The sequence below is a fragment of the Streptomyces sp. NBC_01439 genome, assembly GCF_036227605.1.
Taxonomy (GTDB): Bacteria; Actinomycetota; Actinomycetes; order Streptomycetales; family Streptomycetaceae; genus Streptomyces.
Genome location: NZ_CP109487.1, coordinates 1,208,730 through 1,233,790, shown reverse-complemented (window position 1 = coordinate 1,233,790; position 25,061 = coordinate 1,208,730). Strand labels below are relative to the sequence as shown.

Here is a 25,061-nt window from a genome sequence, read left to right as displayed (position 1 = left end):
GAACACGTCATGCGTGTAGTCGTCGCATTGGGCGGCAACGCCCTGCTCCGCCGCGAGGAGCGGCCGGACGCCGCCGTACAGCTCGCCAATATCCGCGCTGCTGTGTCCGCGCTCGCCCCCCTCGCGCACGAGCACGAACTCGTCATCACCCACGGCAACGGACCTCAGGTCGGCGTGCTCGCTCTCCAGAGCGCCGCCGACCGCTCCCTGAGCAGCCCCTACCCCTTCGACGTCCTCGGCGCGGAGACCCAGGGCATGATCGGCTACTGGCTGCTCCAGTCCCTGCAGAACGCCCTGCCCGAACGGCAGGTCTGCGCCCTGCTCAACCAGACCCTCGTCTCCGCGGCCGACCCCGCCTTCACCGACCCGGCCAAATTCGTGGGCCCGGTCTACGACCGGACCGAAGCGGAGCGACTGGCCGCCGAACGCGGCTGGACGGTCAAGCAGGACGGTGCCCACTGGCGACGCGTCGTACCGTCCCCCCGTCCACAACGCGTCGTGGAAACACGGCTCATCCGGCTGCTGCTCAACTCGGGAGCGGTGGCCGTGTGCGCAGGAGGCGGCGGCGTACCGGTGATCCGAGACGAACAAGGGCAGCTGACCGGCGTCGAAGCCGTGGTGGACAAGGACCTCACCGCCGCCCTCCTGGCCGAGGCGCTCGACGCCGACGCGCTCCTGCTCCTCACGGACGTTCCCCACGTCTCGCTCGGCTACGGCACCCCCGGCGCCGAGCCCATCGGACGGACCACACCCGCAGTTCTGAGAGCCCAGCAGTTCCCCGCCGGATCCATGGGACCCAAGGTCGACGCCGTGTGCCGGTTCGTCGAGCTCACCGGCGGAATGGCGGCCATCGGCGCTCTCGAAGACGCCCGAGCCATCCTCGACGGAGCCGCCGGCACCGTCGTCACACCCAGCGGCAGCTACCGCGAAGCCCGCCACGACGGAACACAGGACCTGACATGACTCTGCAGAGCGCACCCGCATCCCCACAGCCGGCCAGAGCCAGAACGGACTCCAGCGCGCCCGACGCCCCACGGCGGCGGCTTCGGTTCCCGTCCGCCTTCACCGTCCTGATCGTCGTCACCGTCGCAGTCTGGGCCCTGACGTTCGTCATCCCCGCCGGCCGCTACGACACCAAGGACGGCAGCCCCGTACCGGGCACCTACCACTCCGTAGAACTGACCACCGGATTCTGGGAGCGGCTCAAAGACCTGTTCCTCGCCCCGGTCAACGGTCTGTACGGCGTCACCGACGCCGGGACCGGCCTCACCGCACCTGGCGGCACCGGCTCCTTCGCGGGCGCGGCGGGCGTGTTCCTCTTCATACTGGCCGTGGGCGCGTTCATCACCGTCACGATGCGCACCGGGGCACTCACGACGGGAGTGGCGCGCCTCGCGCAGCGTCTGCACCACCGCAGGACCCTGCTGCTGGTGGTCCTGCTGACGGTGTTCTCCCTCGGCGGGACCACGTACGGCATGGCCGAGGAAACCCTAGGCTTCTACGGGCTGATGATCCCCCTGATGCTGAGCCTGGGCTACGACCGCATGGTCGCTGCGACGGTCGTCATGGTGGGAGCCGGGGTCGGCACCCTCGCCTCGACCGTCAACCCCTTTGCCACCGGAGTGGCTTCCGACAGCGCCGGCATCGGCACGGGAGACGGCATCGTCCTGCGACTGGTGATGTGGGTCTGCCTGACGGCCCTGGCAGCCGCTTACGTCGTGCGCTACGCCCGCCGCGTCACCGAGGACCCCTCCCGGTCGCTGACACCCCTCACCGAGGACGACCTCCGCATCAAGGCCGAGGGTGGCGAAGCGGCGAAGCTCACGAGTCGCCAGCGCACGGTCCTGGGCCTCTTCGCGACCACGTTCCTCTTCATGATCTTCGCCGTCGTCCCCTGGTCCGATCTGCACGTCACCTTCCTGCCCACCCTCGGCTGGTACTTCCCCGAACTCGCCGCCCTGTTCATCGTTGCGGCGGTCGCCGTGGGGCTGGTCGGCGGCCTGGGCGAGAAGGGAACGGTGAACGCCGTCACCGCCGGCGCAGGGGACTTCATCGGAGCGGCGTTGATCGTCATGCTGGCCCGGGGAGTCACGGTGATCATGAACAACGCCAGTGTCACCGACACCATCCTCGACGTCCTGCAGAGCGCGGTGGCCGACACGTCCTCCGGAGTGTTCGCCGTACTGATGTTCGCGGTGAACCTCCCGCTGGCCTTCTTCGTCCCCTCCTCGTCCGGCCACGCGGCCCTCGCCATGCCCATCCTCGCCCCCCTGGCCGACTTCGCCGGAGTGAGCCGGGCTCTGGTGGTGACCGCGTACCAGTCGGCTTCCGGATGGGTGAACCTCGTTACGCCCACCTCGGCCGTCGTCATGGGAGGCCTCGCCCTTGCCAAGGTCCGCTACGACCGGTACCTGCGCTTCATGGCACCACTGATGGGTGCTCTGTTGGTGGCCGTCGCCGGATTCCTCGCACTCGGTGCGGCAGTGCGCTGAATCGCTACGGGGCAGGCAAGTGGCCGGCTGGTCGGGACACCGACCAGCCGGCCACCGTCGTGTGCCCAGCACGAGGCGGACCTGTGGGCTCCGCCGGACGGCGCCAACAGGGCCCTGGGCGCTCCTCTGAGCCGCGACCGTGAGCTCGGGCAGGGCATGGTGTCCCGTGGCCGCTCAAGGTGGTGGGGCCTCATGCCCGGACTGCCGGCCATCGGAGCGACTGCACGGGCGTGATTCCCGTCCTCGCTGTGGACTGGCAGTGCGACAGCGCCGACGGGCCACTGGTGGGGCGCTCGCCCCACCGGATGGCCGTCTCGCTGCGGCTACCGATGCGGATACGCTCGCGGCGTCGGGCGGCCGCCCATCGGGGTTTGGCAGGCTTGAGAGTTGCGTCGGCGCAGACGGGCGGGCAAGGCCTGCACGGACGCTTTGGTCGAGGTGGTGGGGACGCGCGGGGACTGCCGCAACGGTCCTTCCCGGCCGGCCTGTGGACCCGGACCGACCGCCCCATCGCGCCCCTCGCCGCAGTGGCTTCCGTCTTTTCCACCCGGTACGACAAGCAACGCACCGACCACTGCGGTCGCAGCACACCAGGAGCCCTCGTCGCGCAGCTGCGCGACGAGGGCTCCTGGTGTCAAGGGGCGACGGCGTCCGTCGGGGGACCGCAGCCGGGGTGTATCCGTCCTTGGTGAGGCTCGCGACGATCAGAGATGAGGGACGACCGCCACGGGCGTCGTGGCGTGGTGCAGCACTGCGTGGGTGACCGGGCCGATGTGTGCTCCGACCGCCGCCCGGCGTATGCGCCGTCCGACGACCAGCAGCGAGGCTTCCTTCGACGCTTCCACGAGGTGGCCCGCGGGCCGTCCCACCAGGCACTGCTCCTTGACCTCGACCTGGGGGAACTTGCCGCGCCACGACCGCAGTACGTCGGTGAGTGCGCTCGCCTCGCGCAGTCCCAGCGCGACGCCGTGGCCAGGGTCGGCCGCCGCAGGGTCGTACCCTTCGACCACCGGTACGCTCCAGCCGTGCACGACCCGCAGGGTGGCCGCTCGGGCAGCGGCGGCTTCGAATGCATACGCGAGCAGCTCGTCGCACGGCCTGGAGAGGTCGAGGCCGAGCACCACGTCAAGGCACTGCCCCTTGCGGTCCCCGTGGTCGCCCGTCCCGGGGAGCGGTTCACACTCGGCCCGTTCCCCGGCCCGTACGGCGACGACCGGACGCTCGGCGTGCGCGATGACGGGCAGGGACACCGATCCGGTTAGGAAGCCGGCCAGGCCACCCAGCCCTCGTGAACCCACGACCAGGACTTCCGCCTTCTCTGCGGCGGACAGCAACACCTCCGCGGGGCGGCCGTGCACCTGCTCGACGCTGATCTCCAGGCCGGGGTGCGCCGCCCGCAGCCGGTCGGACGCGTCGTGGGTGACCTGCTCGGCGTAGTGCTGTGCGGCGGTCGCCCCCTCACAGGGCGTGGTGTCCAGGCCGGTGAACGGGGCGTGGGCGAAGGCCCGTGACCAGTCCTGCCAGACGTGCAGGAGGTGCAGGGGCAGACGGCGCATCTGTGCCTCGTGGGCGGCCCAGTCCGCAGCGGCCAGCGACTCGGCCGAGCCGTCCACAGCGGCGATGACGGTACGTGACATGATTCCTCCGGGTGAGGGGTCTTCGGGTGGTTTGCGGCACTGGTCCGGGGACCGGCGGCCGGGCGCGCGGCGTCCCCCGGAACGTGTTACCGGGACGGAGTGATCAGCCCGTAGTGGCCGTCGTAGCGGTGGTAGAGGACGCAGCCCCGGCCGGTGGCCGTGTCGTTGAAGAAGACGAAGGGCAGCCCGGTGAGGTGCAACCGTGAAACGGCCTCGGTCACACTGCTCGTCGGCACGGGAACCGTGCTCACGCCGAGCAGACCGTCGACCTCCCGTTCCTGACCCAGAGGTCCCAGCGAAGCCATGCGATGCCGCCCGGTACGGACGTCGCGGTAGACGACGCTGTCGCGCCCGGAGGCCAGGTCCGTGAAGAGCCAGAAGTCGTGGTCCATGGCCTCCAGGTCGATCACGGCGTCCTCAGGCGTCTGGTGGACCAGGCTGAAGGACTTGTGCCGCACGATCCGGCGCTCTTCGGCGGGAACGTGATGCCGGTGCGGACGGTGGTCGTGCGCTGCGCCGTCCCGCGATGTCCGGCTGGGCGTGCCGTTGCGGTGGGGGCCGCCCGCCGCATACCGCCGTGGCCGGGTGAGCCGGGCAGCCAGGCGCTCCTGCAGGAGGTCGACCGCTTCGAACATGCTGTTCGCGGCCACGTGGGCGCGAACCATCCGGCCGTTGACGTCCACCACGGCCTGAGCCGTGGCCGGGCGGTTCGCCGAAGTGTTGACGGCTTGCGTGAGCTTCACCCGCACGGTCGGCACGGGTCCGCGCACGTGGCCGATCACCGCGAGCATCTTTCCCTGGGCGTACACGTCCGCGCCATCGGGCACCTGCCCTCGGTTGCGGACCTGGACGTCGGCTGTCCGGCTGGTCTTGAGACCGCTCATGAGAACTCCTCCTCGATCCCTTTCAGCCTGTCTGCCGGCGGTCGCTCCCGGGCAGAGCCGTCCGGACCCCGCCACGGCGCCACTGGTACCGACACCACCCGAGAAACCGGGACTTCTGGTCGGCCGGACAAGGCCGTTCGGCCTACAGACCCAGAGACGGGTAAGTCGACGAGCCCCGGCCTGATATCGCGTGACGTGCCGGACCGACAGCACGGCTCGGGTCGGCGGCTCCGGGTCGCCGCGACCGGCCGCGGTGACCGCCGCCGCTCGGCCGACGGAAGAGCCCGTGGTGTCCCGCCCTGTTGTCAGTGATCGCTTTCGCGGGCGGTTGTCAGCCGGTTCACCACACCCACCACACCGTCCACGCGCCACGTAGCGCTGATCAACGCCGTTGTATCGAGGGCAGGTTCGGATGACCCCACCATGGTGACCATCCCGTCGCGAACGTCGATGCGGAGCCCGTCGATGCGGTGGGCGGCCGGCGCCCGGCCGGAGACGGCATCGGCGACGTCCGCGAGGATCTCCTCGTCCGTCCTCAGGAAGACGCGCAGCAGATCACGTCGCGTGGTGATGCCGATCAGACGGTCTTCCTCGTCCACCACCGGCAACCGGTCGACGTGGCGACGTTCCATGATGCGCGCGGCGTCGGCGACGCGCTGTTCGGGATGCACGGTTACAGCCGGGCTGGTCATCAGCTCGCCTGCCGCCATGGCGAGTCCCGCGACGGCGTGGGCGTCGGCCGGTCGCCGTGGTGTGAGCGCCATCCGATGCCGCCCGGAGTCGTGCCGGCCGAGACAGCCCTGTTGCCTGGCAAGGTCTTTCCGGGAGATGACGCCCATGACCTTGTCGTCGTCATCCACCACCGGCAGCCCGCCGATCCGATGGGCGATGAGCATGCGAGCCAGTTCTTCGAAGGAGGTGTCCGGGCGGGCCTGGACCACCTCGCTGGTCATGACTTGGCCCACCGTCCGTTCTTCGACCACGGTGCTCATCTCCACTCGTCTCGCAGGTTTCCGGATACCGCCGATGGCGCCCCGACCTCTGACTGCCCGCCGACCGCTGTGCTCAGCGCGCAGGGGGCCGGGAAGCCCCGGGTTCGTCTGCTCCTCGTGCTTGCCGTTGCTTCCAGAGTGGGGCGGAGGACGGCCGGGGGGACAGAACCGGTCAGGACCCGCACGCCGGGCCGTTCGGCCCGTGACAGGCCGGGCCGGGCGGGGCCCGCCGGGGGAGAGGGCCCAACGGCCCTGGCGTGCACCCCGTTCGACCCCTGCCCGCGGCGCGACATGCCCCCCAGGCTGGCACCACTCGCATCGGCACCCAAGGGAAGGGGCGGCGGAGATGACCGTACGCATCGGAATCAACGGCTTCGGACGCATCGGCCGGAACTACCTGCGCTGCGTCATGGAACGCGCGGAGACGAGCAACGGCACCCCCATCGAGGTGGTGGCCGTCAACGACCTCACCTCCCCGGCTGCGCTGGCCCATCTGCTCACCTACGACTCCACCTACGGCCGACTCCACCGCACCGTTGATCACGACGGCGAATCCATTACGGTGGACGGTCACCGCATCGCGGTCACGTCCCGGCGCGACCCCGCCGACCTCCGGTGGGACGCGCTCGGCGTGGACGTCGTCATCGAGGCCACCGGACGCTTCCGCACCAAGGAGGAAGCGGGCCGGCACCTGACGGCAGGAGCACGCAAGGTGCTGCTGTCCGTCCCCGGCAAGGGCGTCGACGCCACCATCGTCATGGGCGTCAACGAGTCCGCGTACGACCCGCGCGTCGACCACGTGATCTCCAACGCGTCCTGCACCACCAACTGCGTGGCTCCCATGATGAAAGTCCTCAGCGAGCGCTTCGGCATCGTCAAGGGACTGATGACCACCATCCACGGCTACACCAACGACCAGGTCGTGCTCGACGGCCCGCACAAGGACCTGCGCCGCGGCCGCACGGCCGCAGTGAACATCATCCCGACCAGCACCGGCGCCGCCCGCGCCGTCGGCCTGGTGCTCCCCGAACTCGCGGGCACCCTGGACGGCATCGCCGTGCGCGTGCCGGTCGAGGACGGCTCGCTGACCGACCTCAGCCTGGTACTGGCACGGCAGGTGTCCGCACAGGACGTCAACGACGCTTTCCGGGAAGCCGCCGAGGGACCGCTGAAGGGCGTCCTGAGGGTGAGCGATGCCCCTATCGTCTCGCGCGACATCGTCGGCGACCCCGCCTCGTGCATCGTGGACGCCCCGCTGACGCAGACCAACGGCGACCTGGTCAAGGTCTTCGGCTGGTACGACAACGAGTGGGGCTACACGAACCGACTCGTCGACCTGACCCAGTACGTCGCCACGCTGCTCGACGCCCGGTGAGCCGGCGGCAGCCCGGGCGGCGGACGCCGTAGAGGCACGGAAGGCCCGGTGGTGGCGCAAGCCTCTGCGCTGCCACAGGTGCCGGAGACCATCGGGCCCCGTCGAGGGACCTTTGGGACCTCCGCCGAGGACGCGTCCCGGGCAAGGCTGTAGGTGACAGGACGGAACGGGTGGCCACCCCGGTGGCCGGCCACGTGTGGCCACAGCGCCACCCACACCCAGGGAGCTTTCCATGACACAGGCGACCAGCGACCCCCGCACCACCACCGACGGCACCCCGTCGGACACGCTCATCGCCGTGAACCTCCTGGTCGACAACGCCTCCAAGGCGCTCGCCGACTTCGAGTCCTTCACGCAGGAGCAGGTCGACCACATCGTCGCCAAGGCCTCGGTGGCCGCCCTGGATCAGCACACCGCCCTGGCCCGCTCGGCGGTGGAGGAGACCGGGCGGGGTGTCTTCGAGGACAAGGCGGTGAAGAACATGTTCGCCTGCGAGCACGTCACCCACAGCATGTCCCGGGCGAGGACGGTCGGCGTCATCGGCCGTGACGACATCGAGGGCATCATCGAGATCGCCGAACCCGTAGGTGTGCTCTGCGCGGTCACGCCCGTCACCAACCCGACCTCTACCACCATCTTCAAGGCGTTGCTGGCGCTGAAGACACGCAACCCCGTCGTATTCGCCTTCCACCCCTCCGCGCAGGCATGCAGCACCGAAGCCGCACGCATCGTGCGGGACGCCGCCGTCGCCGCCGGAGCGCCCGAGCACTGCGTGCAGTGGATCGAGGCTCCCTCCATCGAGGCCACGAGCCTCCTCATGCGACACCCAGGCGTCGCGATGATCCTGGCGACCGGCGGCAACGCCATGGTCAAGGCCGCCTACTCGGCCGGCAAGCCCGCCGTCGGCGTCGGCGCCGGCAACGTGCCCGCCTACGTGCACCACAGCGCCGACCTGCGCCGGGCGGTCAACGACCTCGTCCTTTCCAAGTCCTTCGACAACGGCATGATCTGCGCGTCGGAGCAGGCGGTCATCCTGGACACCGACGTGTACGACGAGGCGCTCGCCGAATTCCGGCGCCTTCACGCGTACGTCGCCACGGCCGAGGAGAAGCGGAAGCTGGAGACCTACCTCTTTCCGCCCGACCCGGCCGGCCGGCAGGGCCGCGTCAACCCGGCAGCCGTCGGACAGAGCCCCGACCGGATCGCCGAGCAGGCCGGGTTCACCGTACCCGCGGACACCTCGCTCATCCTGGCCGAGGCGAGCCACGTCGGGCCCGACGAGCCGCTGACGCGGGAGAAGCTCTGCCCCGTCCTCAGCGTGCTGCGGGCCGGGTCCACCGAGGAGGGCTTCGACCTCGCGGCAGACATGGTCGACTTCCACGGGCAAGGACACAGCGCAGTGATCCACACCGGGGACCCGGCCCTCGCCGAGCGCTACGGCCGTCGTATGAAGACCGTACGGATCATCGTCAACTCGCCGTCCTCGCAGGGAGCGATCGGCGGCATCTACAACCGTCTGGTTCCGTCCCTGACCCTGGGCTGCGGTTCCTGGGGCAGTACTTCGGTCTCGGACAACGTCTCGGCCGCCCAGTTGCTCAACATCAAGCGCGTCACCACCCGGCAGAACAACATGCAGTGGTTCAAGGTGCCGCCGAAGATCTACTTCGAGCCCCAGGCCATCCGCTACCTCGCGGCAATGCCCGACGTCCACCGCGTCACCGTGGTCACCGACGCGACCATGACCCGGCTCGGTTACGTGGAGCGCGTCAGCCGTGTCCTGCAACAGCGGCAGCAACCCGTGACCATCCAGGTCATCGACGACGTCGAGCCGGAGCCGAGCATCGACTCCGTACAGCGTGGCGCCGCTCTCATGCGCGACTTCCGGCCGGACACCATCATCGCCCTGGGCGGCGGATCCCCCATGGACGCGGCGAAGGTGATGTGGCTGCTGTACGAACAGCCGGACGTCGACTTCGCCGACATGCGGCAGAAGTTCTCCGACATCCGTAAGCGTGCCTTCCGCTTCCCCGTGCTCGGCAAGCGGGCCCGTCTCGTCTGCGTTCCCACCACCTCGGGAACCGGCGCCGAGGTCACCCCCTTCGCCGTGATCTCCGACCCTGCGACCGGCAAGAAGTACCCGCTGGCCGACTACGCCCTGACCCCCAGCGTCGCGATCATCGATCCCGTCCTGACCAACGACCTGCCGGCGTCGCTCGCGGCCGACAGCGGCTTCGACGCCCTCACCCATGCCACCGAGGCGTACGTCTCCGTCTATGCCAACGACTTCACCGACGGTCTGGCGCTGCACGCCATCAGGCTGGTCTTCGACCACCTCGAGGCGGCGGTCACCGGCGAGGCGGCACGGCGGAGCGTGGCACGGGAGAAGATGCACAACGCGGGCACCATCGCCGGCATGGCCTTCGGCAACGCCTTCCTCGGCATCGTCCACGCGATGTCCCACACCCTGGGCGCCACCTTCCACATCGCCCACGGGCGGACCAACGCAATCCTCCTGCCGCACGTGATCCGCTACAACGGCACCGTTCCCGGCAAGCTGACGGGATGGCCCAAGTACGAGAGCTACCGCGCGCCCGAGAGGTTCCAGGACATCGCCCGCGCCCTCGGGCTCCCCGCATCCACCCCCGCCGAGGGCGTGGCCTCGTACGCCGCCGCGGTGGAACGCCTGCGGGACGCCGTGGGCATCGAACCGTCCTTCCGCGCCCTGGGACTTGACGAGGCCGCCTTCATCGGCGCGCTGCCGCAGCAGGCACTGAACGCCTATGAGGACCAGTGCGCCCCGGCCAACCCGCGCATGCCGATGCTGGACGACATGGAGGACATCATGCGCGCGGCCTACTATGCCGGGCCGCGGCCCCTTCCCTCCTTCTGACCGCGCGTAGGGCGGCAGCCGGTCTGCGGGCGGGCCGCCGAGGCCGTGTGGGACCGGGTTCCAGGGCAGCCATCTGGGGCGCGGCCGCGTATGAGGGCCATCCGGCCCTGGCCTAAGGTCCCGCTCGCACGGCACGATGCAGTGGATCCGCCGGCGGGCGGAAGACTCGGCGAACTCGGAGTGTGCGATGACGGACAGCAGCGGCGGCCTCACCGGGAAGGAACCGGTCAGGGTCTTCCTCCTCGACGATCACGAGGTCGTGCGCCGCGGTGTGCACGATCTGCTGGACGCCGAGCCGGACCTGACCGTGGTAGGGGAGGCGGGCACGGTCGAGCAGGCGCTCGTCCGTGTGCCCGCGCTGCGCCCGCAGGTCGCCGTCCTGGATGTGCGCCTGCCGGACGGGGACGGCGTGAGTGTCTGCCGGGAGCTGCGCTCCCGCATGCCCGACCTCGCCTGCCTGATGCTGACGTCGTTCGACGACGAGGAGGCGCTGCTCGACGCGATCATGGCCGGCGCTTCCGGATACGTGCTCAAGCAGATCACCGGAACCGACCTGGTGAACGCCGTGCGGACGGTCGCCTCCGGCCAGTCCATGCTGGACCCCGGCGCTACGGCGCGGGTGATGGCCCGGCTGCGCGGCGGACCTCCGCAGGAGGAGCTTCCACAGGGTCTGCCCGGCCTGACGGAGCGCGAGCGTGAGATCCTCGCTCTTGTCGGGGAAGGGCTGACCAATCGTGAGATCGGTCAGCGGCTCTACCTGGCGGAGAAGACGGTCAAGAACAACATCTCCCGGCTGCTCGCCAAACTGGGCGTCGAACGGCGAGTGCAGGCCGCCGTCATCGCCACGCAGGCTCTGGCCGCCCAGGGAGACCAGAGCGGGCGGCTCGGCAAGGTGTGACGGCTGTGCCGGGATCTGAGCGCAGGTTCACGCGCCCGCGAAACGGCTGAGCGGCCCGGCCCGGCGTCCTTCTCGGACGTCGGGCCGGGCCGCTTCCGCATGTCTGCCGGAGAGGCCGGCCGGGGCCGTCCCCGAAGCGGGGCGGGGCCGTCAGGCGTGCGGCACGACAGCTACGGGGCAGCGGGCGTGGTGCCGGAACTGCATGGGCGACCGACCGCCCGGCGGTGCGCGGTCGTGTGGGGCCTACAGGACCCGCAGCAGGGACCTGTGGCCCCTCGGCGGGTGGGTCGTGGGCAGGCCACTGTGGAGATGCAAGGCCCTTCCCCGTTCTCCCGAGGAGCCGTTCATGTCCCGCACCGTCACCGTCACCGTCGGCTTCGACGGATCCCGTGAGAGCCTCGCCGCCGTGGACTGGGCTGCCGGGGAGGCAGTGCGCCGCGCGGCGCCGCTCCGGATTCTCCAGGTCTGGAGCAAGGACGACGATCCGCGTACCCGCCTGGTGGCGCCGGCGACCGCTCAGGGGTGGGGTGAGCGGGCGCTCGGTACGGCGGGGAGGCGACTGCGCCGACGCCACCCGGGTCTGCGGACCGAGACGCATTGGGTCTGCGGTGACCCGGTGGAGGAGCTGTGTGCTGCCGCGGACGAGGCGGAGCTGTTGGTGCTCGGCTCCCGTGGCCTGGGCAGGCCGGCCGGCTTCCTCGCCGGATCCGTCTCGCTGGCCGTGCTCGCCCGCACCCGGCGCCCGGTCGTTCTGGTCCGCCCGCACAACCGCCCGGCGGCCGGGGAGGACGGGCCGGCCGGAGAGGTCGTGGTCGGCCTGGACGTGTCCGCACCCGGCGACGAGGTGCTCGCCTTCGGCTTCGCGGCGGCCGACCGGTACGGCTGCGGTCTGCGGGTACTGCACACCTGGGCCGTTCCGTCGCTCTACGGAGCCGACATGGGCGCCGCCCTGCAACTGATGTGGGCGGAAGTCGCGCAGGACGCGCGCCGGGCGCTCGACGAGGCGCTGGCCCCGTGGACGGAGAAGTACCCCGGTGTTTCCGTCGTCCGTGAATGCCGCCAGGGCCGGCCGGCGCAGGACCTCGCGGAAGCCTCGCGAGGGGCCCGGCTGGTCGTGGTGGGTCGCCGGAACCGGCGTGCGCGGATCGGTACGCACATCGGGGCCGTCACCCACGCCGTCATCCACCACTCCCTGGCTCCCGTCACGGTCGTGCCGCACGACTGACCGACCGAACCGGCCGCTACCGTGCGGCATGCCGCCCCGCTTCCCGGGACCCGACATCCACCGAAGAGACAGGCGAGCAGCCATGACCACCTATGTGTACGACTTCTCCGAGGGCGGCCGGGACATGGCCGGTCTCCTGGGAGGCAAGGGAGCGAACCTCGCGGAGATGGCGCGCATGGGCCTGCCCGTGCCGCCCGGCTTCACCGTCACCACCGAAGCCTGCCGGATCTTCCTCGCCACGGGGCAGGCTCCGGACGGCCTCGACCGGCAGATCGGCGAGCATCTCGCGGCGCTGGAACGAGCCGCCGGGAAGCGGCTCGGCCAGGTGGACGACCCGCTCCTGCTCTCCGTCCGCTCGGGGGCGAGGTTCTCGATGCCGGGCATGATGGAGACCATCCTCGACATCGGGCTGAACGATCTCTCGGTCCTGGGCCTGGCCAAGACCCCCGAGCGCGAACGCTTCGCCTGGGACTCCTACCGGCGCCTCGTGCAGATGTTCGGCAGTACGGTCATGGGCGTCGACGGTTCCCACTTCGAGGCGGCGCTCGCCGCCGTCAAGCAGCAACACAGCCGGGGCGACGACACGCAGTTGGACACCTGCGACCTCATCCGGATCGTCGAGACCTTCAAGGACCTGATCCACGAGCGGACCGGGGAGGAATTCCCGCAGGATCCGGCCGAGCAACTCCGGCGGGCGGTACTCGCCGTCTTCACCTCTTGGAACGGCGACCGCGCACGCCTGTACCGCCGGCGTGAGCACATTCCGGACGATCTGGGCACCGCGGTCAATATTCAGACCATGGTCTTCGGCAATCTCGGTGCGGACTCAGGCAGCGGCGTCGCCTTCACCCGGGATCCGGCGACCGGCCGACAGGGCGTCTACGGCGACTACCTGCCCAACGCCCAAGGGGAAGACGTCGTCGCCGGCATCCGCAACACCGTGCCCCTCCAGGACTTGGCCGGTCTCGACCCTGCGTCGTTCGCGCGGCTGCGCAGCTACATGGACCGGCTGGAGGCCCACTACCGCGATCTGTGCGACATCGAGTTCACCATCGAACGCGGCACGCTGTGGATGCTCCAGACCCGCATCGGCAAGCGCACGGCCCAGGCCGCCTTCGCCATCGCCTCCCAGCTAGCCGACGAAGGACTGATCAGCGAGCGGGAAGCGCTGGGCCGGGTCGGCGGCGAGGCGCTCGCACGGCTGATGTTTCCCCGCTTCGCCACCACGGACTCGAGCGAGGTCATCGCGCGGGGCGTGCCCGCCTCACCGGGAGCGGCCGTGGGAGCCGTCGTGTTCGACTCCGCGGAAGCGGTCCGCAGGGCGGCCGCCGGCGAGAAGGTCGTTCTCGTACGTCAGGAGACGACGCCCGACGACCTGCCGGGCATGGTCGCCGCCCAGGCGGTGCTCACCAGCCGGGGCGGGAAGACCAGCCACGCCGCGGTCGTCGCGCGCGGCATGGGCAAGGTGTGCGTGTGCGGGGCGGAGGGCATCGTCGTGGACACCCGGGAGCGGCGCTTCAGCGCCGGTGGCGTGACGGTCCCCGAAGGCACGGTCGTCTCCGTCGACGGGTCGGAAGGCGTGGTGCGCCTCGGCTCCGTACCCCTGGTCGACTCCGACGTCATGCGGTACTTCGAGGAGGGCGGCGTGCTGCCGGCCGACGGCACGGCCCGGCAGCCGGTGCGTGATGTGCACCGGCTCATGCGGCAGGCGGACGCCGTGCGAGGCCTGGAGGTCAGGGCGAACGCGGACACCCCCGAGGACGCGGCCCGCGCCCGTCGCTTCGGTGCCCAGGGGATCGGCCTGTGCCGTACCGAGCACATGTTCCTCGGCGACCGGCGCCCCCTGGTCGAGGCGATGATCCTCGCGCACGGCGACACCGAACGAGAGGCGGCACTCGCGGCGCTGCTGCCGCTCCAGAGGCACGACTTCATCGGCATCCTCGAAGCGATGGACGGCCTGCCGGTCACCGTCCGGCTGCTGGACCCGCCACTTCACGAGTTCCTGCCGGACCGCACGGAACTCGCCGTCCGTCTCGCACGCGGCGAAGCGCTCGGCACACCGGCCGATCCGCACGACAGCGAACTCCTGGCGGCCGTTACGCGCATGCACGAGGAGAACCCGATGCTCGGCCTGCGTGGTGTGCGCCTGGGGCTGGTGGCCATGCAGGTACGGGCCCTCGCGGAGGCCGTCGTCGCGCGCAGGCGTGCGGGCGGCGACCCTCGGGCGGAGATCATGGTCCCGCTGGTGGACGCGGTCGAGGAGCTCCACCTCGTACGGGAGGAAGTGGACCGGGTCCTGGCAGAGGTTTCGCAAGAGACCGGCGTCGACGTCACCTGCCCGGTCGGAACCATGATCGAACTGCCCAGGGCGGCTCTCACCGCCGGCCGGATCGCGAAGGAGGCGGCGTTCTTCTCCTTCGGCACGAACGACCTGACACAGACCACCTGGGGCTTCTCCCGCGACGACGTCGAAGCCGCGTTCTTCTCCGCGTACCTCGACAAGGGCGTCTTCCCCGTCTCCCCGTTCGAGACGATCGACCGTGAAGGCGTCGGCCGGCTGGTGCGGATCGCGGTCGAGGAGGGCCGGGCAGCTCGCCCGGACCTGAAGATCGGCGTGTGCGGGGAGCATGGAGGAGACCCCGCTTCGGTCCACTTCTTCCACGGGGCCGGGCTGGACTACGTCTCCTGTTCGCCCTTCCGTGTCCCGGTCGCCCGCCTTGAGGCCGGCCGGGCAGCCCTGGAAGCGAACGGCACCGACGCGAGCGCATAGCCCCCGCACCGTGTTGCCCGGGGGCGCGGAGAGCCGCGTCGTCATGCACCCGTACCCGCCGCGGCTGCCGGGTAGGGCTCGTGACGCTCTGCGGGAGGGCCCATGGTCCCTCGCCCCGACGGGACCACAGGCCCTCTCCGCCCCGCTCACCGGGGCCGGTCAGCGGGCTCCGCCTTGCCTCTTCGACCCTGGCCGGCGACACAGCCGACGGGAACCATCAGCAGTGAGAAAGGGCGATCGCCCACCTCGCCTCCGCCCCGGCCCAGGAGATGACGACATGACCGTGACCGTCCAGCACTCTGCCGACCCCAGCCCCCTCGTCACCCGGTCGTGGCGTGGTTTCACCGGCGAGGAGTGGCAGCGACACATCGACGTCCGTTCCTTCATCCAGGCCAACTACACGCCCTACGAGGGCGATGCCGCATTCCTCGCCGGTCCCACGGAGCGCACCCGCACCGTGTGGAAGACCGTCACCGCGCTCTTCCCGGAGGAGCGCCGCAAGGGTGTGCTCGACGTGGACACCGCCATGCCGTCCACCATCACCTCCCACGCGCCCGGCTACATCGACCGCGACCTGGAACTGATCGTCGGATTGCAGACCGATGCTCCGCTGAAGCGGGCGATCATGCCCAACGGCGGGCTGCGGATGGTGGACAACGCGCTGCGCGCGTACGGCTTCGAACCGGATCCGTTCGTCACCAAGGTCTTCGGCACGTACCGCAAGACCCACAACGACGGTGTCTTCGACGCCTACACCCCCGAAATGCTGGGTGCCCGCAGGGCCGGCATCATCACCGGCCTGCCAGACGCCTACGGGCGAGGCCGCATCATCGGCGACTACCGCCGCGTCGCGCTGTACGGAACCGCCCGGCTGATCGAGGCCAAGCGAGCCGAGCGGACCCGGATGGATGAGACACCGTCCACGGCCGACGTGATCCGCGACCGCGAGGAACTGGCCGAGCAGATCAGGGCACTGGGCGAGCTGGAACGGATGGCCGTCTCCTACGGCTGCGACGTGTCCCGTCCCGCAGCCACCGCGCACGAGGCCATCCAATGGCTCTACTTCGGCTTCCTCGCCGCCGTGAAGGAGCAGAACGGCGCGGCGATGTCCCTGGGCCGCACCTCCACCTTCCTGGACGTCTACCTTCAGCGTGACCTCGACGAAGGGAAAATCGACGAGAGCCGCGCCCAGGAACTCATCGACGACTTCGTGATCAAGCTGCGGATCGTGCGGTTCCTGCGCACACCGGAGTACGACGCGCTGTTCTCCGGCGACCCCACCTGGGTCACCGAGTCCATCGGCGGCATCGGAGAGGACGGCCGCTCCCTGGTCACCCGCACGTCCTTCCGCCTTCTCCAGACCCTGTACAACCTCGGCCCCGCCCCCGAGCCCAACCTGACCGTGCTGTGGTCCCCCCGGCTGCCGGCGGGCTTCAAGCAGTTCTGCGCCCAGACATCCATCGACACCAGCTCCATCCAGTACGAGTCCGACGACCTCCTTCGCCCCCGCACCGGCGACGACACCGCGATCGCCTGCTGCGTCTCCGCGATGGCGGTGGGCAAGCAGATGCAATTCTTCGGTGCCCGTGTGAATCTGGCCAAGGCGCTGCTGTACGCCATCAACGGCGGCCGCGATGAGATGAACGGCGAGCAGGTCGCCCCGGCGACGGCCCCGCTGACCGGCGAGCAGCTCGACTACGCCGATGTGGCCGACGCGTACGACCGCACGCTGGACTGGCTCGCCGCGACCTACGTCAACGCGCTCAACGTGATCCACTACATGCACGACAAGTACGCCTACGAGCGCATCGAGATGGCCCTGCACGACCACCCGGTGCATCGGACGATGGCCTGTGGCATCGCTGGGCTGTCCGTGGCGGCCGACAGCCTCTCGGCCATCAAGCACGCCCGTGTCAGAGTCATTCGGGATGCCACCGGGCTCGCCGTCGACTACCACGTCGCGGGCGACTACCCGACCTACGGCAACGACGACGACCGCGCCGACCGCATCGCGGTCGACCTGGTCCGCTCCTTCATGGCCAAGGTGCGCCGCCACCCGGCCTATCGGGGGGCCGAGCACACACAGTCGGTGCTCACCATCACCTCCAACGTCGTCTACGGCAAGCACACCGGCAACACCCCCGACGGCCGCCGTGCGGGTACGCCTTTCGCCCCGGGCGCAAACCCGATGAACGGACGTGACCGACACGGGATGGCGGCATCGGCGCTGTCGGTCGCGAAGATCCCGTATGACCAGGCCCGCGACGGCATCTCCCTGACGTCCACCATCACACCGGAGGGCTTGGGGCACGATCCGGCCGAACGTGCGGAACACCTCGTCGGAATCCTCGACGCCTACGCCGCCGCAGGCGGTTTCCACATGAACGTCAACGTCCTCGACCGAGCCACCCTCGAGGACGCCATGGAACACCCGGACAACTACCCCGACCTGACCATCCGCGTCTCCGGCTACGCCGTCAACTTCGTCCGCCTCACGCGCGAACAGCAACTCGACGTCATCAACCGCACCTTCCACGGTGCGCGATGACCACGGGCCGCATCCACTCCTGGGACCTGTCCACCGGCGTGGACGGGCCCGGCACCCGGTTCGTTCTCTTCCTCAGCGGCTGTCAGCTGCGCTGCCTGTACTGCGCCAACCCCGACACCTGGCACATGCGCGACGGGCAGCCGGTCACCGTGGACGAAGTGGTGGGGCGCATTGAGCGGTACCGGCAGTTCATCACCTTGGCCGGTGGAGGCGTGACGCTGACCGGAGGGGAGCCTCTGCTCCAGTCCGCCTTCACCGCCGAGGTGTTCCGGCGCTGCAAGGAGCTCGGCCTGCACACCGCACTGGACACCTCCGGTGCCCTCGGCACTCGCGCCGACGACGCGCTCCTGGCCGATACCGACCTGGTCCTGCTCGACATCAAGTCCTTCGACGCCGGCGTCTACCGGCGCCTGACCGGCGGCCACCTTGCACCCACCCTCAACTTCGCCACCCGGCTGAACCGTCTCGGCGTCCCGACCTGGATCCGCTACGTCCTGGTCCCCGGCTGGACCGACGATCCGGCTGCCATCGATGGGCTGGGCCGCGTCCTCGCGGAACTGGACAACGTCGACCGCGTCGACGTCCTGCCTTTCCACAAACTCGGAACCCACAAGTACGACTCGCTCGGCATCCCCTTCCCGCTCCGCGACAATCCGGTTCCGGACGCCGCACTGGTCGAGCGCGTTCGCGACCAGTTCCGGGCGCACGGCTTGCGGGCACGGTGAACCAGCCGAATGCGCGTCACATGAGACAGCGTCGGCCTGTCCGCGCGCGGGCTCCTGATCCGGCTTGGGACGCGTCACAACCAGCGTTGTACGGTTCCGGCCCAGCTCATTCCGGCGCCGACAGCGGCATGCAGAACGGTGCTCTCCGGGTGGAGGCGGCCTTGCTCCCGTGCCACGTGGAGTGCCATGGGGATCGAGGCCGCGCCCGTGTTGCCGAACGTATCAGCGGTGACGACGAGTTGTGAGGCGGAGATGCCCACTTCAAGACTCAGGGCACGCAGCATACGGGGATTTGCCTGATGCGGAACGACGAGGTCGATCTTGTTCAGGGGCAGACCGGACAGTTGGACGAGTTCTTCGACGATCCTCGGGAAGACATCGTGGAAGTAGGCCGCGACCTTCTTCCCGTTCATGTGAAGGTAGTGCCCGCCTTCAGCCACGGTGTGTCCGGTTGTCGGCCGTGCGCTGCCCCCGGCACGGATCCCCACGATGTCGGCCAGTGCACCATCAGTCCCCTGTGTGCTGCACAGGATCCCCCTTCCTGGGCCTGAAGGGCCTACCACCACTGCTCCGGCACCGTCTGCGAACAGTACGCCCGTGGACCGGTCGGCGGGATTCTGGAACTTGGAGAACGTCTCCGCTCCGACGACCAGCGCGCGTCCATCGGGGTGGGATGCGGCGAGGATGTCGCGCGCCGTCTTCAAGGCGTAGAGGAACCCCGCGCATGCTCCGCCGACATCGGTGGCCCAGGCCCGGTCCGCGCCGAGACGGTGCTGTACCCGACAGGCTGTGGCGACCGCGAGCTGATCCGGTGTGCTCGTTGCTACCAGGATGACATCGATGTCCCGGGGTGACAGGTGAGCATCGGCAAGGGCGTGTTCGGCAGCGGAGACTGCGAGGTCGGACGTGGCCTGGCCGGGTTCCGCATACTGCCGCTGCCGGACACCGGTCATGCGCTCGATCCACTCCGGGTCCACCCCGTACTGGTCGGCGATGTCCGCATTGCTGACTCGGCGCTCCGGGATGTGCACACCCAGCCCCTGGATTCCGAACGCGATGGACGGCGCCTGGGCGCTCACGTCCGGACCTCCTTGGCGTGCGCCTCCTGTACCACGTGCGCACAGTGGGACACGGTCACACCCTGCTCGGCCAGCAGCGAGTCGTCGATGGGCTTGCCGAATTCCTCCTCGGCTCGGACTGCGATCTCCACTACCTGAAGCGAGTCGAGGTCGAGATCTTCGACAAGTCGGGATTCCGAGGAGATTTCATCGACCGGGCAATCGGCGACGGCGGCAATAATGGCCGTGACCCGGTACAGAACGTCAGCAGCTGTAGGCATCTTGGATTCCATCTCGGTGGACTGCGAGGAAAGGACTATCGATGGTGGCGCCGGTCGGGCGCCTGGCGCGGCAGCGTGTGCCGGCAGGGTGTCATCGCTCGGCGTGCGCGCCCGCAGTGATCCTCGGGGCGCGTGTCATGCGACGGTGCTTCGGTCGCCCGCGGTGAGGATCTCCAGGTCGGTGTAGAAGCGACCCGACGGGCGGGGCTGGCCCAGCAGGATGCGGCGCGCGGCGTCGGCGGTGAGGGCGCCGCCCAGGGCGACTCCCGAGGCGAGTTGCGGCCAGCTGCTGAGGGTGATGCCGATCTGGGAGACGGAAGCTGTCAGCTCCGGGCTGATGCGCTCCCGGTCGACCATGGTGAGGATGACATCGACCATTTCCTCGTGGGTGAGGTCCCTCAGGTCGCTGGAGGTCGTCTCACCGAGAAGGCCGTGCAGCAGGGGCCGGTCGGGTTCGAGGTCGAACCGTTCCACGTCCAGCAAGCCCCGATCGTTTGCGTCCATGACGACCGGGATGCCCAGCGCCCGGGCGTGCTCGCGGGCGGCGATCTTCACGTAGGGGGTGTCGCACTCTTCGACGAGAAGGTTGATGGGGCCCGCGCCGCCGGTGAAGAACTCCTCCATGGTGGCATCGGTCAGACCACCCTGGTAGAGCTCGATGTCCAGCCAGGGGTCGATCTCCAACATCTGCCGGGCTGCGAGCACGCACTTGTTCAGACCAAGATGGTGGACACCCGCACGCAACCGGTTGAGGTTCGAGACGCTGAGGGAGTCGAAGTCGGCCAGCTTGAACGATCCGCCGATGCCCTCCATCGCGAAGGTCAGGGCGGCGCTGCTCCCGACGGAAAGACCGATGACGCCCACGCGGCGTCCCAGCAGCCTGCGCTGCTGCGCGCGGTCGATCCGTCCGCGGTTGCGGTCGGTGCGCACGAGGCGGAACTCCTCGCGGGGCAACAGGTGCACCAGGCGTCCCGACCACGGGTACCAGACCCAGGTCCCGTACTCCTGCGGACTGGTGCCGGCCAGCTGTTCCGCCACGGCCCGCTCCGCCGCGTCCGGTGAGGAACACAGACGCGGCTCACGGCTGGTGACCAGCTCTGTCAGCTGATCCGTGATCGTGTCCATCACCTCGCGGACCTGACCCGAATCGATCAGGCTTTGCAGGCCGATCCGGTCCTGCTCGCGATCCAGGGTGAAGAGCACAGGCTGCCAGCTCGCGCCGGCATGTCCGTGACTGCTCTCGGCTGCTGCCATGAGGGGGGTGGAGGGTAGGCGCAACTGGTCCTGCGGCGTGTGCCCGACCTGCGATGCAACGCCCAGCCCGGCATGTTGTGCCGGGACGACCGAGGAGGGAAACGCTTCCTCCAACTGCTCGACGAGCCCGGTGAACTCGCCTGCCGAGAACCCGGGGCGGTACAGCATGATCACCACGTCTTCGGTGTAGTGCCCGACGTAGCGGCGCGTTCCTGGGACCGGACGGAAGCCGAATCGCTCGTGGAAACGGTCCTGGCCATCTGCGGTGCCCGAGGTACCGATCATCGCCTTGGCTCCCAGGAAACGCGCGGCTCCCATGGCGAAGGCGTTCAAGTAGATCCCCAGACCCAGCTTGCGCGCTTGGTGCTCCACTACCAGACGGCTGTGCTCAAACGTTTCCGCAACGCCGAGGCCGTGCTCCCGGAGCACATCCTCATAGCGCTCGGCACCCAAATGAGCCCGGGTCTGAAAAAGACCGCCCGTCTCCGGCGTCGAAAGCCGCACGTATCCCAACGGTGGCCCTCCCGCCTCGCGCCTCCCGACGAAGTGCCAGGCGCCGAAGTCCAGATCCTGATCGTCGGCGTAGCCGCCGTCCGGAGTTTGGAAGTCGGGCCGGCGGCCACGGTCGAACAGGATCCTCGCCCTCAGCTCGCGGATCCGCCCGACCAGCTCCGCTTCGCCCGACTCGCCGGTTTCGACCCGGAACGCGGATACGTGCCACGGAACGCCTGTAGTCATGGGAATGCTCTTCACAACCGGTAACCCACTTCGGCTAGCGCTAGATGCTCAACTGTGCTCTGGGGGCGCACGCCCTGCGCACCCGAGATCACAACGAGTGCGCCGTTGATCGGTTGCGCCTCCATCGCCGTGACGGTCGGTAACGGCCCGAAGTTGGCGCCGGGCGGGCCCAGGTCGCGGCGCGGCCCGAGTCGTCATCGAACGGGTGGCTTCTGGACGCCTGTTCTCCACGTCCGGACGGGTGACCGCCGAAGCTTCTGGCGATCGGTCCCGCCAAGGATGGGCCGCGACCGCATTGACGTGCACCGCTACCCGGAGGAGCTCTCATGCCCGACACCGCCACCCCGGTATTGACCCGCAAGATGCACTACATGTTCGCGCTGCTCGACGCCGATCGAGACGGCCTTCTCGGGGCGGATGACCTGACCGCTGTCGCCGACCGGATGGCCGAGGTGTTCCCGGGCCGGCCGGACCGAATCCACACGCTCCGTGACGTCCTGCACCGGCTGTGGGAAGACCACCTGGCACACGTCGACCTCGGGGGCGGCCGCCTCGACCCCGAGGCCTTCGAGCGGGGGATCCGACGCTCGGTCGCCGCCAGTCCTGTCACCCTGCTGGAGACCCTGCATGCGGGGGCTTCGGCTTGGCTCGCTCTCACTGACGTGGACGATGACGGACTGATCGGGCTGGACGAGTACCTGCTGCTCAGTCGGGCGATCGGCGGGGTGCCCGCGCAGCAGATGAAGGAGGCGTTCCAGCGCCTGGATCGTGACGGGGACGGGACACTGGATCCGGCCCAAATTGACGCCGCCGTCGTGGAGTTCTTCACCAGCGACGACCCGAACGCCCCGGGCAACTGGCTCTACGGACCGTTCTGACCGGCCCTCGCACCTCCACGCTCGATCCTGAACAACCGAGACTGCCTCCAAATGGGCTGACCGAGAAACCTGGGCGGGGACCTTCGGCCCCGACGAGGTACCTAGGGCCCCTCTTCTGTCCGGCGCTGGGGTGTCAGCGTGGAGCTGCCCCCAATAGCGGTCGGCGAGGAGGAGCTATGGAAAGCAACAGCAGAGGTCCGGACCTCGGATCGGTCATCGTCGGTGTCGATGGGTCCGAGCCTGCCCGGTGGGCGGCGCTCTGGGCTTCGGACGAGGCTGCGCGGCGCCGTCGCCCCCTGCACATCGTGTACGGGTCCGATGTCGACGGCCGGGTCCTCGAGCTTTCGGACGACGACATGGAACGGGTCCGTGTCGCAGGGCGTGAACTGCTGGACGTTACGGCCGAGATCGTGCAGGCCCGGCATCCCGCGCTCTCGGTCACGAAGGAGTTCAGCCGTAGCGGGCCTGCGATGAGCCTGCGCCGGGCCGCGAGCGACCGCGGGACCCTCGTCGTCGGCAACCGGGGACCGGGCGGATTCAGCTCCTTGACCCTGGGCTCGGTCGGCCTCAAGGTCGCTGCGGACGCCCGTACCCCCGTGATCGTCGTGCGGGGGAGCGAGCACGAGGCCGTGAACGGTGTCGTGCTGGCCGCCGTGCGCGACGAGCGCGATCTCGATTGCGTCCGTCACGCCGCGCGTGAAGCCGAGCTGCGCAAGGCCTCGCTTCGGCTGCTGTACGTACAGGGCGTCCTGCAGTCCGTCGTCTCCGCGGCGGGAGCAGCCGATGGCCAGAACGGGGTCGCCGGCCACCGTGGGCAGAGCTTGAAGGTCGTAGCCGAGCAGATCCGGGCCGAGTGCCCCTCGCTGACGGTCCAGGCGGACGCGGAGAGGAGTGTGTCCGTCGCCGGGGTGCTGGTGGAGGCCTCCCGCCATGCCGATCTGCTGGTCATGGGTGGGCGCCGTTCGCCCGGCTACCTCGGGCGCACCCTGGGGCGCGTGACGCACAGCCTGCTGCACCATGCGTACTGCCCCGTCGAACTGATCCCGCGGCACGCCGACGAGCCCAGGAGCGAGGCGTCATGACGACCACCGAGATGGCCACCACCGAAGCCGGCGAGATTCTCGTCCGCATCGACCCGGCGGAAAACTGGTACGCGAGCCTGGCTCGGGCGGCAGCCGAGGCCGAGAAGCGCGGGCTGGGGCTTCGCCTCGTCCTCACCACGGCCCCTCAACAAGATCTGCCCCCTGCCACCGAGAGCCGAAGTGCCACGACCGGCCAGTGCCCCTCAGAGGCGGAACGGTGGGGCGAGGAAGACGTCCGCCGTGAAGAACGAGACACAGGCGGAACGCAGTAGCGCCAGGCAGACGCCGAGCCCGGCCGGTGGACATCACCCGGCCGGGCTCGGCGCGCATGGGTTGCTCCCAGGTCTGTGGTCAGCCACGGACGGTCAGGGCAACCCGGCACACGTGATCGCTTCAAGCGTGGGGTACGACCGCGACCGGGGCTGTGGCGTGGTGGAGGACAGCGTGGACGACCGGGCCGAGATGGGCGCCGATGGCGGAGCGGCGTATCCGCCGGCCGACGACGACCAGTGAGGCGTCTGCCGAGGCTTCGACGAGCTGGTTGGCGGGTTGCCCCACCGAGCAGTCCACTTCGACACGGACTTCGGGGTACTTGTCGCGCCAGGGCCGCAGTTCGTCGGCGAGCGCAGTCGCCATGGAGGTCGCCATGCCGTCCCGTACCTCGGGCGCGAGGAGCGCCGGGTCGAACGCGAAGGCGGGCGGCATGCTCCAGCGGTGGATCACACGCAGTGGGGCCCGGCGTACGGCCGCCGCGTCGAAGGCGTGGTCGAGGAGCTCGGTAGACGGGTAGGAGAGGTCCAGCCCGAGCACGACAGGCCGGTCGTTGTCCTTCCGTGGTGCGTCACCATCAGATGCGGGCAGGCAGTCGGCGTCCAGCCAGGCGCCCGGCCGCACGACCACGACCGGGCGCTTGGCCTGGGCGAGCACGGCCTGGGAGACGGATCCGACGAGGAATCCTGTCATCGCCCCCAGTCCGCGCGAGCCGAGTACCAGTACCTCGGCCTCCTGCGCGGCAGCGACCAGGACGGTCAGCGGCCGCCCGTCCACCTGCTCCTTGGTGATCTCCAGGTCGGGGTGCCGCTCGGTCAACTGCAGCGCGACCTCCCGGGGGATGCGCTCACCCCAGTACTGGGGTGACGGGGTGGCCTCGGTCTGCGACGCGTATCCGTAGGACGGGATCCACTCCTCCATGGCGTGCAACAGCTTGAGGGGGAGCCGGCGCCGCCGGGCTTCCCGGGCGGCCCACTCGGCGGCGGCAAGAGATGCAGGGGATCCGTCGATTCCCGCAATGACCGTACGTGACATGGTGTTTCCTCCGGAGCCTATGGGGCGAG

Annotated in this window: 19 protein-coding genes; 12 read left to right on the top strand and 7 right to left on the bottom strand. The window is 69.6% G+C overall.

The features are described from left to right. The first annotated feature begins 9 nt into the window (after positions 1-9). Both arcC and OG207_RS05740 read left to right on the top strand, forming a co-directional pair. The gene (gene arcC, locus OG207_RS05745; RefSeq protein ID WP_329096492.1) at positions 10-963 is read left to right on the top strand and encodes a carbamate kinase; all 954 of its coding nucleotides are present in this window, start codon (positions 10-12) and stop codon (positions 961-963) included. Further along, entirely contained in the window at positions 960-2,492 is a 1,533-nt protein-coding gene (locus OG207_RS05740; protein ID WP_329096490.1) for a YfcC family protein, read from the top strand. The genes arcC and OG207_RS05740 overlap by 4 nt, the downstream gene beginning before the upstream one ends. Positions 2,493-3,196: 704 nt before the next feature. Here OG207_RS05740 and OG207_RS05735 read toward each other — a convergent pair. The 3 genes from OG207_RS05735 to OG207_RS05725 form a co-directional block, all read right to left on the bottom strand. Continuing rightward, the gene (locus OG207_RS05735; RefSeq protein ID WP_329096488.1) at positions 3,197-4,129 is read right to left on the bottom strand and encodes a universal stress protein; all 933 of its coding nucleotides are present in this window, start codon (positions 4,127-4,129) and stop codon (positions 3,197-3,199) included. A gap of 86 nt (positions 4,130-4,215) precedes the next feature. Further along, positions 4,216-5,013, bottom strand: coding sequence for a sigma 54 modulation/S30EA ribosomal C-terminal domain-containing protein (locus OG207_RS05730; protein WP_329096486.1), 798 nt, complete (start codon positions 5,011-5,013; stop codon positions 4,216-4,218). 305 nt (positions 5,014-5,318) lie between these two features. After that, positions 5,319-6,005 (bottom strand): CBS domain-containing protein, encoded by a 687-nt coding sequence (locus OG207_RS05725; protein WP_329096484.1) that lies wholly within the window; start codon positions 6,003-6,005, stop codon positions 5,319-5,321. 346 nt (positions 6,006-6,351) lie between these two features. Here OG207_RS05725 and gap point away from each other — a divergent pair, with 346 nt between their 5' ends. The 7 genes from gap (at position 6,352) to pflA (ending at position 18,436) form a co-directional block, all read left to right on the top strand. Continuing rightward, positions 6,352-7,380, top strand: coding sequence for a type I glyceraldehyde-3-phosphate dehydrogenase (gap, locus tag OG207_RS05720; protein ID WP_329096482.1), 1,029 nt, complete (start codon positions 6,352-6,354; stop codon positions 7,378-7,380). 232 nt (positions 7,381-7,612) lie between these two features. Next, positions 7,613-10,270 (top strand): bifunctional acetaldehyde-CoA/alcohol dehydrogenase, encoded by a 2,658-nt coding sequence (gene adhE, locus OG207_RS05715; protein ID WP_329096479.1) that lies wholly within the window; start codon positions 7,613-7,615, stop codon positions 10,268-10,270. Positions 10,271-10,457: 187 nt separating this feature from the next. Next, positions 10,458-11,168, top strand: a complete 711-nt coding sequence (locus OG207_RS05710) for a response regulator (protein WP_030895875.1) — start codon at positions 10,458-10,460, stop codon at positions 11,166-11,168. 346 nt (positions 11,169-11,514) lie between these two features. Next, positions 11,515-12,393, top strand: coding sequence for a universal stress protein (locus OG207_RS05705; RefSeq protein ID WP_329096475.1), 879 nt, complete (start codon positions 11,515-11,517; stop codon positions 12,391-12,393). Positions 12,394-12,475: 82 nt separating this feature from the next. Beyond that, positions 12,476-15,163 (top strand): pyruvate, phosphate dikinase, encoded by a 2,688-nt coding sequence (gene ppdK / locus OG207_RS05700; protein WP_329096474.1) that lies wholly within the window; start codon positions 12,476-12,478, stop codon positions 15,161-15,163. A gap of 277 nt (positions 15,164-15,440) precedes the next feature. Beyond that, the gene (gene pflB, locus OG207_RS05695; RefSeq protein WP_329096472.1) at positions 15,441-17,711 is read left to right on the top strand and encodes a formate C-acetyltransferase; all 2,271 of its coding nucleotides are present in this window, start codon (positions 15,441-15,443) and stop codon (positions 17,709-17,711) included. Next, positions 17,708-18,436: a pyruvate formate-lyase-activating protein gene (gene pflA / locus OG207_RS05690; protein ID WP_329096469.1), complete on the top strand. Its 729-nt coding sequence runs from the start codon at positions 17,708-17,710 to the stop codon at positions 18,434-18,436. Before pflB ends, pflA begins: the two co-directional genes overlap by 4 nt. 74 nt (positions 18,437-18,510) lie before the next feature. On the opposite strand, the gene OG207_RS05685 is transcribed toward pflA, so the two are convergent. From OG207_RS05685 to OG207_RS05675, 3 genes are all read right to left on the bottom strand, one after another. Next, on the bottom strand, positions 18,511-19,515 hold the full coding sequence (locus OG207_RS05685; RefSeq protein WP_329096467.1) for a 3-oxoacyl-ACP synthase III family protein: 1,005 nt from the start codon (positions 19,513-19,515) through the stop codon (positions 18,511-18,513). Beyond that, positions 19,512-19,787 (bottom strand): acyl carrier protein, encoded by a 276-nt coding sequence (locus tag OG207_RS05680; RefSeq protein ID WP_329096465.1) that lies wholly within the window; start codon positions 19,785-19,787, stop codon positions 19,512-19,514. The genes OG207_RS05685 and OG207_RS05680 overlap by 4 nt, the downstream gene beginning before the upstream one ends. Before the next feature lie 123 nt (positions 19,788-19,910). After that, positions 19,911-21,782, bottom strand: coding sequence for a ThiF family adenylyltransferase (locus tag OG207_RS05675; protein ID WP_329096463.1), 1,872 nt, complete (start codon positions 21,780-21,782; stop codon positions 19,911-19,913). A 311-nt stretch (positions 21,783-22,093) separates the two neighbouring features. On the opposite strand from OG207_RS05675, the gene OG207_RS05670 reads away from it, so the two are divergent. The 3 genes from OG207_RS05670 to OG207_RS05660 all read left to right on the top strand — a co-directional run bounded on the left by OG207_RS05670 (position 22,094) and on the right by OG207_RS05660 (position 23,999). Beyond that, positions 22,094-22,645: an EF-hand domain-containing protein gene (locus OG207_RS05670; protein ID WP_329096461.1), complete on the top strand. Its 552-nt coding sequence runs from the start codon at positions 22,094-22,096 to the stop codon at positions 22,643-22,645. Positions 22,646-22,821: 176 nt separating this feature from the next. Beyond that, on the top strand, positions 22,822-23,727 hold the full coding sequence (locus tag OG207_RS05665) for a universal stress protein (RefSeq protein WP_329096459.1): 906 nt from the start codon (positions 22,822-22,824) through the stop codon (positions 23,725-23,727). After that, complete coding sequence (locus OG207_RS05660) at positions 23,724-23,999, top strand: hypothetical protein (protein ID WP_266607101.1); 276 nt, start codon at positions 23,724-23,726, stop codon at positions 23,997-23,999. Before OG207_RS05665 ends, OG207_RS05660 begins: the two co-directional genes overlap by 4 nt. Positions 24,000-24,120: 121 nt before the next feature. Here OG207_RS05660 and OG207_RS05655 read toward each other — a convergent pair whose 3' ends face one another. Next, entirely contained in the window at positions 24,121-25,032 is a 912-nt protein-coding gene (locus tag OG207_RS05655; protein WP_329096456.1) for a universal stress protein, read from the bottom strand. Positions 25,033-25,061: the final 29 nt, after the last annotated feature.

What these genes read in the sequence shown, in the direction of transcription:
- arcC (WP_329096492.1), top strand. Translation starts at nt 10, where the DNA reads ATGCGTGTAGTCGTCGCATTGGGCGGCAACGCCCTGCTCCGCCGCGAG.
- OG207_RS05740 (WP_329096490.1), top strand. Translation starts at nt 960, where the DNA reads ATGACTCTGCAGAGCGCACCCGCATCCCCACAGCCGGCCAGAGCCAGA.
- OG207_RS05735 (WP_329096488.1), bottom strand. Translation starts at nt 4,129, where the DNA reads ATGTCACGTACCGTCATCGCCGCTGTGGACGGCTCGGCCGAGTCGCTG.
- OG207_RS05730 (WP_329096486.1), bottom strand. Translation starts at nt 5,013, where the DNA reads ATGAGCGGTCTCAAGACCAGCCGGACAGCCGACGTCCAGGTCCGCAAC.
- OG207_RS05725 (WP_329096484.1), bottom strand. Translation starts at nt 6,005, where the DNA reads ATGAGCACCGTGGTCGAAGAACGGACGGTGGGCCAAGTCATGACCAGC.
- gap (WP_329096482.1), top strand. Translation starts at nt 6,352, where the DNA reads ATGACCGTACGCATCGGAATCAACGGCTTCGGACGCATCGGCCGGAAC.
- adhE (WP_329096479.1), top strand. Translation starts at nt 7,613, where the DNA reads ATGACACAGGCGACCAGCGACCCCCGCACCACCACCGACGGCACCCCG.
- OG207_RS05710 (WP_030895875.1), top strand. Translation starts at nt 10,458, where the DNA reads ATGACGGACAGCAGCGGCGGCCTCACCGGGAAGGAACCGGTCAGGGTC.
- OG207_RS05705 (WP_329096475.1), top strand. Translation starts at nt 11,515, where the DNA reads ATGTCCCGCACCGTCACCGTCACCGTCGGCTTCGACGGATCCCGTGAG.
- ppdK (WP_329096474.1), top strand. Translation starts at nt 12,476, where the DNA reads ATGACCACCTATGTGTACGACTTCTCCGAGGGCGGCCGGGACATGGCC.
- pflB (WP_329096472.1), top strand. Translation starts at nt 15,441, where the DNA reads ATGACCGTGACCGTCCAGCACTCTGCCGACCCCAGCCCCCTCGTCACC.
- pflA (WP_329096469.1), top strand. Translation starts at nt 17,708, where the DNA reads ATGACCACGGGCCGCATCCACTCCTGGGACCTGTCCACCGGCGTGGAC.
- OG207_RS05680 (WP_329096465.1), bottom strand. Translation starts at nt 19,787, where the DNA reads ATGGAATCCAAGATGCCTACAGCTGCTGACGTTCTGTACCGGGTCACG.
- OG207_RS05670 (WP_329096461.1), top strand. Translation starts at nt 22,094, where the DNA reads ATGCCCGACACCGCCACCCCGGTATTGACCCGCAAGATGCACTACATG.
- OG207_RS05665 (WP_329096459.1), top strand. Translation starts at nt 22,822, where the DNA reads ATGGAAAGCAACAGCAGAGGTCCGGACCTCGGATCGGTCATCGTCGGT.
- OG207_RS05660 (WP_266607101.1), top strand. Translation starts at nt 23,724, where the DNA reads ATGACGACCACCGAGATGGCCACCACCGAAGCCGGCGAGATTCTCGTC.
- OG207_RS05655 (WP_329096456.1), bottom strand. Translation starts at nt 25,032, where the DNA reads ATGTCACGTACGGTCATTGCGGGAATCGACGGATCCCCTGCATCTCTT.